This window comes from Nitratireductor sp. L15S-10, from assembly GCF_045011005.1.
In the GTDB taxonomy this organism is placed as follows: Bacteria; Pseudomonadota; Alphaproteobacteria; order Rhizobiales; family Rhizobiaceae; genus Nitratireductor.
The window spans coordinates 1,891,840-1,904,840 of the sequence record NZ_CP120674.1; the positions used below are offsets into that span (position 1 = coordinate 1,891,840).

Annotated in this window: 7 protein-coding genes; 4 read left to right on the top strand and 3 right to left on the bottom strand. The window is 56.3% G+C overall.

What is annotated here, in order from left to right:
* Positions 1–236: 236 nt before the first annotated feature.
* Both P2W41_RS09025 and P2W41_RS09030 read left to right on the top strand, forming a co-directional pair.
* A complete protein-coding gene (locus P2W41_RS09025; RefSeq protein WP_404932967.1) occupies positions 237–5,138 on the top strand; it encodes a DUF6923 family protein in 4,902 nt (1,633 codons plus the stop codon).
* Between the two features lie 200 nt (positions 5,139–5,338).
* Positions 5,339–8,671 (top strand): hypothetical protein, encoded by a 3,333-nt coding sequence (locus P2W41_RS09030; protein WP_404932968.1) that lies wholly within the window; start codon positions 5,339–5,341, stop codon positions 8,669–8,671.
* Positions 8,672–8,731: 60 nt separating this feature from the next.
* On the opposite strand, the gene P2W41_RS09035 is transcribed toward P2W41_RS09030, so the two are convergent.
* Positions 8,732–9,433 carry a TIGR02281 family clan AA aspartic protease gene (locus tag P2W41_RS09035; protein ID WP_404932970.1) on the bottom strand — a complete coding sequence of 234 codons (702 nt, stop codon included), beginning with the start codon at positions 9,431–9,433 and terminating at the stop codon, positions 8,732–8,734.
* A gap of 2 nt (positions 9,434–9,435) precedes the next feature.
* Positions 9,436–9,669, bottom strand: coding sequence for a DUF1289 domain-containing protein (locus tag P2W41_RS09040; RefSeq protein ID WP_404932971.1), 234 nt, complete (start codon positions 9,667–9,669; stop codon positions 9,436–9,438).
* Between the two features lie 190 nt (positions 9,670–9,859).
* On the opposite strand from P2W41_RS09040, the gene P2W41_RS09045 reads away from it, so the two are divergent.
* Positions 9,860–10,759, top strand: coding sequence for a nicotinate-nucleotide--dimethylbenzimidazole phosphoribosyltransferase (locus P2W41_RS09045; RefSeq protein ID WP_404932972.1), 900 nt, complete (start codon positions 9,860–9,862; stop codon positions 10,757–10,759).
* A gap of 23 nt (positions 10,760–10,782) precedes the next feature.
* Here P2W41_RS09045 and P2W41_RS09050 read toward each other — a convergent pair whose 3' ends face one another.
* Positions 10,783–12,324 carry a sensor histidine kinase gene (locus P2W41_RS09050; RefSeq protein ID WP_404932973.1) on the bottom strand — a complete coding sequence of 514 codons (1,542 nt, stop codon included), beginning with the start codon at positions 12,322–12,324 and terminating at the stop codon, positions 10,783–10,785.
* 69 nt (positions 12,325–12,393) lie between these two features.
* On the opposite strand from P2W41_RS09050, the gene P2W41_RS09055 reads away from it, so the two are divergent.
* Positions 12,394–12,996 (top strand): thermonuclease family protein, encoded by a 603-nt coding sequence (locus tag P2W41_RS09055; RefSeq protein WP_292896002.1) that lies wholly within the window; start codon positions 12,394–12,396, stop codon positions 12,994–12,996.
* The last annotated feature ends 5 nt before the right edge of the window (positions 12,997–13,001 follow it).

The window sequence follows — 13,001 nt, forward strand, 5'->3', positions numbered from 1 at the left end:
AGGAACGGTGCTCAACCGACCTGCCTTCCCCCTTAAGTCATCGATACAAGGAGCTGAGCAGGTTGGGGAAATATCAAAATTTCTGACCACGATCTCATGCCTCTTTCGACATTACTTTCGAAAGGGATTTTCGATGCCCGGCGATAGCTGTCCAGAACTGAACGGTGCAGTGAGGTGTTACTTTTGTATAAATTTATTAACAAATAGCGTTTTCCCGGAATGACGGGAAATATATTATGAAAGAACTTATTTATTCATCAAGATTTGGATTCTTTGACGCTCTCTTTCCTACCTTGTTTAAGGAGGGCCTCTTTCTAGTAGTCATTTTAGGACTGTTAGGCGGCGGTGCAGATGCTCAAACTCCACCTGATTTCGGAACATGCGATTCCCGAATGTGGCTGTCGCAGGGAAATCAGACCCGCCTTAATGCAATCAATACAACCACCAACCCGTTCACTTTTGTGAATCAAGGAGGGGTAACGTTCGCATACAATGGAACCGCCTTCAATCCAATAGATAATTATGGTTATGCCGTTAATAAAAATTCGCCAATTCTTTATAGAGTTGGTTCTAATGGATCTGTACAAAGCCTCGGTTCGATATCCGGTGTTCAATCAACATTGCAGGTAAATACAGGAGAGATTTCAGATGATGGTTCGTACTACATTTATGGAAGAAGTCATCCTGGATACATATATAAAGTAAATATATCTACAAGGGCCGCTTCTAGAATTACATTAAGTAGAAGTGTTTTTCTTTCGGATATGGCGTGGTCGAATGGCCTCCTTTATTCCAAGGAAGGCAACTCATCTCAGCTCATTTCTATCAACCCAGTCACGGGGGCTGTCACCAATGTCGGCAATACGGGTCTTTCCACCTCTAGTAATTTTGGAGCCATGTTCGGCGCGCCGAACGCCGTGTATGGCTCGGGCAACGATGGAGAGGGCTTCTTCGAGTTCGATCTCGAAACCGGACGGGCGACCCGCATTTCGAGCGCACCGGGTTCGTCAGTCAACGACGGTATGAAATGCGCTACCACAAAACTCAGCTTTCAGGCGGATATAAGCATCTCAAAGACCGATGGGCAGGAAGCCTATACGCCCGGCGACGACGTGACATATCAGATAACAGTAAGGAACAACGGACCATTCGGTGCTACAGATATCGGAATAGACGATCCTTTGCCGGTGGGTATCACGTCGGCAAGCTGGACATGCGCCGGCTCTGGTGGCGGTGTCTGCGATGCCACGAGTGGCACTGGCGCGCTTGACAATCAAACGGTCAGTCTTCCTGTAGGCGGCTCGGTTACCTACAACTTTACGATCCCTGTGCCTTCGGACTTTTCCGGTGACCTCACCAACGTGGCAACGTTGAGACTTCCCGACACGATCATAGACACTACCCCGCCGGACAACAACGATTCCGATGTCGATCGCGAAGCCTCGATGTCTCTTATCAAGGATGCGGTACACGACGATGCCAATGGAAACGGGCGGGCCGACGTCGGCGAGACTATCAACTACAATTTTACGGTTGAGAACACCGGTGACGTGCCCCTGACCGATGTGGTTGTAACGGATTCCAAGGCAACGATTTCCGGTAGCCCAATTCCAACATTGGCTCCCGGTGCGATCGATACCACCTCAGTGACTGGTACCTACACAATTGCGGAAGCTGACCTAGTCTCCGGGAGCATTGAAAATGTTGCCTTATTGACCGCGAAAGATCCGGATGGCGATGAACTCTCGAAGCCGTCGCGTCCACTCGATGGCGAGGTGGGAGATTCGACGAGCATCGAAACGCCGCTGGAGGGCGAGTATGATTTCGTCAAGGAAGCGGTACATGCAGATACAAACAGCAACGGGCGTATCGATGCGGGGGAGGTGCTTAACTACAAGTTCACAGTCGAAAACACGGGTAATGTCTCACTGACCAATGTGGTCGTGACGGATTCGCGAGCAACGGTTTCAGGTAGTCCACTGGGCGGCCCGCTGGCGCCGGGGGCAATCGACACCACAAGCGTCACGGGCACTTACACCGTCACGCAGGCAGATATCGATGCAGGAGACCTAGACAATGTTGCCTCATCGACAGCAAAACTCCCGAATGGAAGCGAAATCGGCAAACAGTCTCGTCCGCCTGGTGGTAGTGAGGGCGATCCGACCAGGCCGCCTGGCGATCATGACCCGGTCTCAGACTATGATTTTGTCAAGGAAGCCGCGCATGACGACGCGAACGGGAATGGGCGGGCGGATGTTGGAGAAGTGGTCAACTACACGTTCAAAGTGGAGAATACCGGCAATGTAACACTGACCGATGTGGTTGTGACCGATTCTAAGGCGACGATCTCCGGTAGCCCGATCCCATCGCTTGCACCGGGCGAGATCGATACGAACTCCGTAACCGGCGTTTATACGATCACCGAGGCAGATCTTGCGTCGGGCAGTGTTGACAATGTTGCATCGGCCATAGCCCAAAACCCCAAGGGCAATGACATCCCCAAGCAATCACGTCCGCCAAACGGCACGGAAGGTGACACAACGAACATTGAGACGCCCACTGAGGGAGACTATGATTTTGTGAAGGAAGTGGAGCATGTGGATGCCAACGGTAACAACCTGATTGATGCCGGCGAAGTGCTCAACTACAAGTTTACCGTTGAAAACACCGGCAATGTCTCGCTTACCAATGTGGTCGTAACGGATTCGCGGGCAACAATTTCGGGCAGTCCGCTTGAAGGACCACTGGCACCGGGAGCAGTGGACAGCACGAGCGTTACGGGCGTCTACACCGTTGTTCAAGCGGATATTGATGCAGGTGATCTCGATAATGTCGCTTCATCAAATGCAAAGCTCCCGAACGGCACCGAAGTCCCCAAACAGTCTCGTCCGCCTGATGGCGAAGAGGGTAGTCCAACCCAGCCGCCTGGAGGTATTGCTACGGTTTCTGACTACGATTTTGTCAAGGAAGCGGTGCTGGACGATGCCAATGGTAACGGGTTTGCTGATGCGGGTGAGTTGATCAACTATAAGTTTACGACAATCAATACCGGCAATGTCACATTAACGGACGTTGTGGTCACAGACGACAAGGCGGAAATCACAGGCAGTCCAATTGCCACGCTTGCACCGGGTGTAGTCGATACCAGCGTGACTGGTACACATGTGATCACACAGGACGATATCGATGGTGGTTCCTTCGAGAATGTAGCAACCGCCGTCGGTAAGAACCCGCAAGGTGAGGATGTGCCGAAAGAGGCACGTCCGCCGGATGGTCAGCCTGGCGAAGCGACCATCATACCTTTCGCCACCAACCCTTCGGTTGAACTGGATTTGCAGAGTTCATGGAACGACACAAATGGAAATGGTTTTCCTGATCCTGGAGAGCCAGTCACCTATTCTTTCGTGGTTCGAAACACTGGCAATGTGACGCTGAAGGATCTTGCAATTGCTTCACTTAATGTGGTGCCTGAGGGTGGTGCAACACCACCTATATCCGTTCCTCCTCCTACCGGTGTGCTCATGGGGCTTGCGCCCGGTAGTGAGGATGTTTCCCTACCTACAGTTTCCTATCCTTTGACACAGGCAGACATTGATGCTGGTAGGATTATTGCGACAGCAAGCATTGGCGGGCAGGCTCTCAATGGAACCCCAGTGGTGGATGCATCCGACGACCCAGCCGAGATCGGCAATATTGACATTGAAGATGATGGTGAGCCGGATGATCCGACACCCACCCCTCTGCCACAAGTTGCAGCTCTCGGACTTGAGAAGACCGGGGTTTTTCAGGGAGCTTCTGGCAGGCTCGCGAAACCAGGCGACACCATTCTCTACACGTTGACTGCAACCAATGAAGGCAACGTAACTGTTTACAATGTCTCGCCTCAAGATTCCGGACCACTGTTTGGTGGGGTCCCTGGGACCGGAACGATGACATCGTTCTCCCCGCCGAGTGCCGATCTCGGTGCGGGTGGGAGCGTGGCCTTCACCGCCAAATATGCCGTGACGCAAAGCGACATCAGTGCGGCCCAAGGGCTCAGAGACGGTATTCAGAATTCGGCGACGGTGTCTGGTATTGACCCCAACGGGCAATCTGTACCTTCGCCTGTTGCGGAAGCAGCTGTAGACCTGCCTGGATACGCAATCAGCAAAATGACTTCTTTGGCTGAAGTTCGGCGGGGTGATCGGGTCCCTTACACAATCAATGTGAAGATGCTCGGTTCTGTGGGCGATGCTGCAGTCAACATCGTTGATATGACCCCACCCGGGCTGACCTTTGTACGCGGATCCGCAAAGCTGGATGGCGCTGCGGTGGAACCAAAAACCGAAGGGCGGAGGCTAGTATTTGAGAATGTCGTGTTGCCCGCTGAGGGCGAGATGATCATCGAGCTCCAACTCTCCGTGACTGGTGCTGCCAAACCCGGGGAATATGTAAACCGAGCCTGGGTCGAGACCTCGGCTGGTGTCATGGTCTCTCGTGTTGCTACGGCAGCGGTGGAAGTTGTGGTGGAGGCCCTCTTTGACTGCGGCGACATTATCGGAAAGGTTTTTGACGATAAAAACCGCAATGGTTACCAGGACAAGGGCGAGCCCGGTCTGCCGGGGGTGCGTGTCGCGACGTTGAAGGGACTGTTGCTTACGGCGGATGACCACGGGCGGTTTCATGTGGCCTGTGCGGATCTACCGGACCAAAAGATCGGCACGAACTACATGATGAAGCTCGATCAGCGTTCGTTGCCTTCCGGATACCGGCTCACGACGGAAAACCCGCGTGTTGTAAGGCTGACGGCCGGCAAGGCATCGGAATTTCTGTTCGGAGCGTCGATCGGTAGGGTTGTGCGACTTGATCTGAGTGACGCCGCATTTGTTGGCACCTCTCAGGAGCTTAAACCCGAATGGCGTGAGCGCATCAAGCAGATGATTGTGCTCCTCGACCAGGAGCCGTCTGTTTTGCGGTTGGTGTATTCGGACTCTCATGGAAGCCAGCGGGCGGGGCTCAGGCGCCTTCGGGAAATTCGCAGGCAGATCGCTTCTGAGTGGCGCAAGACCGGCCGCGGGTACCGTCTCGAGATCGAAACGAGGCTGGGAACCAAAGCCACTCAACGCGGTGACCGGCAAAAGGCATTCGATCGCAGGTAACCCCTCAATGTTGGTGGTGCACACCATGCTAGCACCACCAACTGTAATACTACCTCTCTGTAACTGACGTATCGCGTTCATCTCTCCTAGTGCTCCGACACTTCGATTTGCGAACGCTGTTTCAGTCTCTCGTTCCCGCGTCTGGCCAAGAAGGCCCAATCAGAAACCGAACCGTGGACGATAGTATGACGAGGCTTGTCATGTTCAAGAAGCTCCAGACGACGTCGCTCGAGCCGCAGGGTGCGGCAAGCGCATCCAGATCCTTTCAAAGCTTTGCCGGGGCCGTAGGCGGTCTTTTGACAGGCCAGCGAGGGATAAAGAAATTGCCTCAGCTGCAGCGGCGTTCCAACTTTACACACTGCAGCAGGCAGCAGATTAGCGGGAAGGCGCAAGCCGCGATCCGCACGATGCTGCTCGCGCTCATTTTTGCCTTAGGATTGCTGGCACTCGGCGAGGGACCAGCGAAAGCACAGGAAATCCCTCCCACGTCACCCTGTACGCCAGGGCTCGGTCAAACACCGCCTGGGTGGTCGAACGGGCAAGGTACCCCAGATTGTTCAACGCGAGCCGAATGGGCCGGCTCATATGCCTGGAATAGTGCGCCACTTCCTGTCGTACCGACAGGGGATACTACCTTTACCTCCATGATTGGTGGGCCGGACTGGCAGGAATCCATTCGCACCACCATGAACGGGCTTGTGCCGGGTCGGACATATCGAGTTCCGTTCTATGCGATCGGGCGAGGATCGACCGCCGGTGGGCGCCCCAGCGCTTGTGAAGGGCTAAAGCTGACGACTAACGGCACCAATGAAACGATTCTGTTTCCCGATACAACCGCCTGGGAGCAGTCCGTGTTTGCCTTCACTGCAGTGTCGAACTCGCAGACACTCGAAGTTGCCGCGGACGGGTCTTCCAACTGCCTGATCAGCTTCGCGTTGGGGGCTGAAGTCATCGAGATCATCAAAACGGTTTCGGAAGGCGATAAGCCAGGCGATGTTTTGACGTTCACGATGACGGTGGAGAACCAGGGTATTGGTCCCTTGACCGGCGTTTCGATCAGCGAAGACAATCTGATGCGGGCTGATGGCACGCCGTTGACACCCGACAGCGGTCCGACGTTCGTGTCCGCTACATCCGGTTCGTCCGAGGGGACGCTGGTTGAGGGGGAAACAGCCACTTACACGCTAACCTACACGTTGACGCAGGAAGATATCGACGCCGGCGGACTGTTTAATCAGGCGACTGCGGAAGGAACCGACGAGAGCGGAAACCTTTTCAACGATATTTCCAGCGATACGGCAGGGGTTGACGAGAATCCCACAACTGTGTCGATCCCCCCAGGCCCCGACTATGACTTTGTGAAGCAAGGGGAACTGGAAGATTCCAACGGCAATGGTCAGGCGGATGCCGGGGAGCTGATCAACTACACGTTCAGCATAGAGAATACGGGTAACGTGACGCTCACGGATATCGTCGTGTCGGATAACAAGGTCGCAGTCTCCAATAGTCCGATCGATTCGCTGCTCCCGGGGGAGAAGCGGTCAGATTTGGCCGGTGTCTATGCGATTGAGCAGCAGGACATCGACAACGGATTCGTCGAGAATCTGGGAACGGCAAATGCCAAGGATCCACAGGGCTTGGACATTGAGCGGCTATCCAGGGCGATTGAGGGCGTTTCCGGTGACCCGACGGTGATCACTTTCCAGGCAAATCCCGGGCTAGAAGTGGACCTGATTGACGAATGGACCGACACAAACGGAAACGGGTACCCCGATCCGGGTGAGCCGGTAAGCTACACGTTTGTGGTGCGCAACACCGGGAATGTAACACTCGACAACGTTGCATTCTCATCATTGCTGATCGGTTCGAGTACATCCACATCTCCATCCTCAGCGCCTGTTCCGGGCGGTAGCCTGTCGGGTTTTTTGCCCGGTAGTGAGGACAGGACGACATTCACAACCACGTATACGCTAACCCAGGCCGATATAGATGCCGGCGGGATTGTTGCAACGGCCAACGCAGAGGCGACCGGACCCAACAACACACCCGTCTCCGACATATCTGACGACCCGGACGAAGCCGCTGATCTGGATGTCGAAAGTGACGGGGAGCCCGACGATCCCACCCCAACGCCGTTGCCGCAAATAGCCTCCCTGGCGCTGGAGAAATCCGGCGGGTTCCAGGGGGCGGACGGACAGTTTGCTGAACCGGGCGATACTATCCTCTACATGTTTGAGGTTACCAATGACGGCAATGTAACGGTTACGGATGTCGTGCCATCCGATGCCGGGCCCCGGTTCAATGGACAGCCCGGCAGTGGTGAATTGTCATCATTCTCACCGTCCAGCAGTGAACTGGGGGCAGGGGAGAGTGAGACGTTCACGGCGACGTATACGGTGACACAAGATGATATCGACGCCGCTCAGGGTATCGAAGGTGGAGTAAAGAACACGGCGACCGCAACAGGCAACGATCCTTCGGGGCAGGACGTAGACTCGCCCGAGGATGACGCTGTCGTTGACCTGCCAGGTTATTCGATCAGCAAGGTGACGCCTATGGCAGAAGTAGCCCGCGGCGGCCGTGTGCCATACACTATCCGCGTGAAGTCCCTGGGGCTTCCAGGGGAAAGCACTGTCAATATCATCGACATGACCCCATCCGGTCTGACCTATGTGCGCGGATCGGCCATGCTGGACGGCAGTTCTGTCACTCCCAAAGCGGAAGGGCGAAAGCTGACATTCGAGAATGTGACGCTGCCCGCGGGAGGAGAGGTGTCGATTGATCTCGAACTGGGCGTGACGTCGGCAGCCAAGCCCGGCGAGTATGTTAACCAGTCTTGGGTCGAGGATCTGTCCGGCGCGACCCTGTCCCGGATTGCTGCAGCAACCGTCGAGGTGATGGTTGAAGCGTTTTTTGATTGTGGTGATATTATCGGAAAGGTGTTCGACGACAGAAACCGCAATGGATACCAGGATGCCGGAGAGCCGGGTCTGCCCGGTGTCCGGATCGCGACGGTCAAAGGATTGTTGTTGACGGCAGATGATCACGGGCGTTTTCATGTGGCTTGCGCGGATCTGCCCGATCAGCGGATAGGCACGAACTACATCATGAAGCTTGATCCGCGCTCGCTTCCGTCCGGCTATCGTCTTACGACGGAAAATCCACGCGTTGTTCGCCTCACGGCAGGTAAGGCATCGGAGTTTATGTTCGGCGCTTCCATCGGGCGCGTGGTGCGACTTGATTTGTCGGATGCTGCCTTTGTGCCAGGGACCCACCACCTGATGACCGAGTGGCGGGGCCATGTTTCCCAGCTTATCGATCTTCTGGATCACGAACCTTCAGTTCTGCGTCTTGTTTATGCGGAAGGCGGAGAAGGGAGACGACTTGCAAAGAGGCGTATCAATGCGCTGCGCAGACTGGTTGCAAACGAATGGCGTGATGTCGGTCGGCGCTATCAACTGGATATCGAAACGCGCGTGCAAACCGAGGCCCCCCGCGGCTCGAGGCCCGCGAGAAACGCTGTCTATAGATAGACTCTGGTGAACACCCGGAAACAGTATCCGGGTGTTCACATTCTGCTTCCCATGTCACTTTTAATCGCGAAGGACGATGCGGTCGCCGCGCAGATCGAAACCGTCCAGTGTGTTTATGAAGCTCATGCCGAGCAGGCTCTGCTCGAGGCGTCCCGGTTGTGCGATGTAAATCGGCATATCGCTTCGCGAGATGGCTCCTATACTGATCGTTTCAGCACGGGCGCGGGCTACCAAAGTGGTGCCGTTGGCAGTTGCGACTGGTGTCTGGAAACGCAATCCCTCCGGCTCGAAACCTGCCGCGCGTGCATCCGCATCCGCCAGTACGATACTGCTCGCGCCCGTGTCGATCAGCATGCGCAGATCGGTACCATTCACATTTGCGATAACCTCGAAGTGCCCACTGGCAGAACGCTCGACAATCACGTTTATCTGGCCGTCTTTGCCGACCGTGGACACAGGGCTGCCGGGTATCAGGCCAGCCGTTACGCGGCTTGCAATATCCTGAAGCTCGTAGCGGTACTGATAGGCCGCGACCAGCGTTAAAAGCAAAAAGGCCCAGAAGGCGAGGGTTCTTGCAACTTCCCCGATCCGCATACCCGACCCCAAAAAACCTGCGAGAAGGACGGCTGCCCAGAGACCGAGATACAGGGTGGCTGCGAATGCCGAGCTTTCCAGGCCCAATACCCGGCCTGAATCATGGTTGGCGATCAGAAGGATCAAACCGCCTCCAAGCAGCGCCATGGATGTCCAGAACAGGCGCATGGCTATTGGCCCTCCCGTCGCTGGCGAGCGATGCGGGCACGTCGGGTTTCGCGGCGTGGTCTGCGTTCCACCGTTTCCAAACGTCTCGGAAGTTCAGCCATGATTGTATCGCGCTCCTGCGAAGTCAGTGAGAGCCAACTGGCAATCTCGGCGCGCGTGCGCCCGCAGCCAAAACAAAACCCGGATTTCACATCGATCGAGCAGACAAGGGTGCAGGGGGATCTGATGTCGACCATCATCTTTCCATCGTTTCAACAAGACATGGGGCGTCGTGTCCATTGACGCAAGCTATCAGCGCGGTCTGTCTACCATTGCGCTTGACGCTGTTGGTGGCTATCTCGTTTCCGACACCAAACGGGAACCAGATTTATGCCCATTTCCGGAATGCCTTTCGATGACGTCCGCTCTCTGCTTTCCCAACTGAACGTGCCTGACAGCAAAACAGCCGAAACGATGGCAAGGGCGTTCGCCCGGGCAGGTTACACCGGGGAAGAACTGGGACGGTTGCACGAGATCGGCGTCTGGCTCTCTCGCACACGTGGCGCGGTGCCGCCCTTGATCGGCAAATCCGGTGTTGCACTCTACGCCGCGACACATGGCTTTGCAGAGAAGGACCAATCCGAGCAGCGGGCGCGGGTTGATGCGGTAGCAGCCGGGGCTGCTGCGGTATCGCATTTGTGCGTGGCCAATGATCTTTCTCTCAATGTTTTTGATCTGGCGCTTGATTTGCCGTCCAGCGACATGCGCAGGGATGCCTCATTGGACGAACGGGCATGTGCTGCAACGATCGCGTTCGGTATGGAAGCCACGGCCGAAGGGGTCGATTTACTCTGTGTCGGGGCATTGGGCTCGCAGGCCACGGTTGTCGCAAGCGCGATGCTTCTCGCCCTTCTGAAAGGAGAGGTGGGACAACTAAACGAGCCTGATCGGGACGTTGTTTCCCAGGCGCTCTCCTTTCACGCCGATCACCTGACGGATCCACTTGAAGTGCTCCGGCGGCTGGGGGGACGGGATATGGCCGCGCTGACGGGCGCCATCCTCGCAGCCCGGGCACAAAACATCCCTGTTATTCTTGACGGTTTGCCGGCTCTGGCAGCGGCTGCGGTTCTCTACAAGTTGGCGCCGCATGCGATTTGTCATTGCATTCTCGCAGATTGCCACAGTCCATTTGAGAAATGGGCGGCCCAGCAAGTCGAGCTTCAGCCGCTGCTTGAACTGCGGATTGCAAGGGAGGCGGGATGTGCCGGCGCTGTGGCTGCTGGTCTTGTCAAGTCAGCTGCTGCGCTTGCCGGTGGGGTTGCAGAGGTTGCCCGGCGTCTGGGCTAAGCGAAACACTCCCGCCGGGGGGCTCAAGCGCTCCCGCTTGATGCGCGTCTGCGTTCGGTTGGAACAGCCGGGAGTTCCTCCATCACGCGCGAGCGGGGGAAGGCGACGATAGCGTCGGTGCCTGAGCGAAGTCTTGAGTTGAGTTCGAAAACTCCATTGTGCAGGGCTGCCAGGCCCTGCACGATGGGCAAACCGAGCCCGGTACCCTGTTCCGCGCTCTTGATGGCTATGGACCCCTGTCCAAATGCAGAGAGTACCACCGCCAGTTCGTCTTCCGGGATGCCGGGACCATTATCCTTTATGGCGATGTACTGACCGCCACCTGCTGTCCAGCCGACCCTGATGTGGACGGAATTGCCCGTCGGACTGAACTTGATCGCGTTGGATAGAAGATTGAGGGTGATCTGGCGCACTGCGCGTTCATCGGCGAATAGTTTCAGTAGCGTAGGCTCGACGTCGATCCGGAAGGAAATGTCCTTGCCACGCGCCTTCATTTCCATCAGGCGGCAGCAATCCTCCACAATAGCGCCGAGGGAGATCGGTTCCTCGTTGAGCCGGTAGCGTCCGGCCTCTATGCGCGAAAGATCGAGTATCTCGTTGATGAGACTGAGCAAATGCTTCCCGGAACTGTGTATGTCATTCGCGTAATCGCGATAGGTCGAGTTCTCGAGTGGTCCCAGAACCTGGTTGGCCATAACTTCTGAGAAACCGAGAATGGCATTGAGCGGCGTTCGAAGCTCATGGCTCATGGAAGCGAGAAAACGCGATTTTGCCAGGTTGGCTTCTTCTGCGCGGCGGCGGGCTTCGTCCGACATGGATTTGGCCGTTTCCAGCTCCCCCACCAGCGCATTCTTTTCGCTCTGGAAAGAAAGAAGCGTCAACGCCGCACGGTTTCGATGGTGCGCAACATAGGCGAGGAAGGGGAGCGAGGCGGCCAGAACCAGACACATCATCATCGAACCCGTTGTCGGATCACTGCTGACCTTAAAGGCGAACAGACAGACCGGCAGCGCAAATGCGGCCACCAGCGCACCGCTAAGGTTCGCCGTGACGATGGCGGCTCCCGCGATCACGAGAAGCAGAACCGCACCCTGCATTATCTGTGGTTCGGAGAGTGGGCCATGGGGTAGAGGCAGAAATGCGAAATACGCCCATCCAAGGCCGCTCGTGAAATGGGCGGAGAAAAGCCATTGCCGCATGCGTGTGACTTCAATCTCATTCTCCGGCATCCGCTCCAGACGACGTGCGAGAAAAATGAGTGGTACATAACCGGCAAGACAGCTTAGGGCCCACAGAGACGTGGCTTGGGGATCAAGCCCGAGATAAATTCCGCCAAGGCTAATCGCCAGGATGAGCAAAGTCGGCTTGATGATGTTTGAAAGAATGTCGCGCGCGTGCAGTTTCAGCATGTCGCGATTGAAGTCGGGGGGGCCGAGGCTTTGAGACAGCCGGTCACGCGTACGGCGCACGGCAAGCCCCACATTGCTGTTGCGATGCGGCTTGGTGCGGTCCACAATGAACTTGTCGGCGAACTTGTCAGCCGATTTTGACGCTTCCGCCACCATGACCCGTTTTTGAATTCCCGCTATTCACCGCTCAACTTATTCGTGAATGATTAAGAGACCCTTCAAAACATGAGAGGCCGCCGAAACAGACGGAGCCGCGGCCGCAGGTCAATCCGCATCGTGGATGTGGTGCTGACGCTCCTGTTTTTGGGCGGAGTAGCGCTCTTGGTCGATAGATTGCAGCGCTTTGGGGGCCAGACACTGACAGGTGTCGTGATCGTTCATGACGGCGATACGCTGACGGTCGCAGGCGAGCGCATTCGCCTTGAAGGCATCGACGCGCCCGAATTCCAGCAACGCTGCACCCTAGGGGGCAAGGAATATGCATGCGGGCGTGAGGCGCTTCGGGCTTTGCGTCGGTTGGTCGGCGGGGCGGAGGTAGTCTGCGAAGGCTTTCAGCGTGATCGCTATGATCGCCTTCTGGCGCGCTGTAAGGTGAATGAGACGGATATTGGCGAAGCGCTCGTTGCGGCGGGATGGGCGCTCGCCTATGGCGATTATGACGCGGTCGAAGCGGAGGCACGCCGGGCACAGCGCGGCATATGGGGGGGCGGATTCGAAGCGCCACGCGACTGGCGCGAGGAGCATCATGGAGAGCCGCGCCCTGGTGACGGCGATCTGTTGAGGCGCCTTTGGGGGCGACTCGTGAGATGGTTTTCAGGTGAGGAGTAATCGAA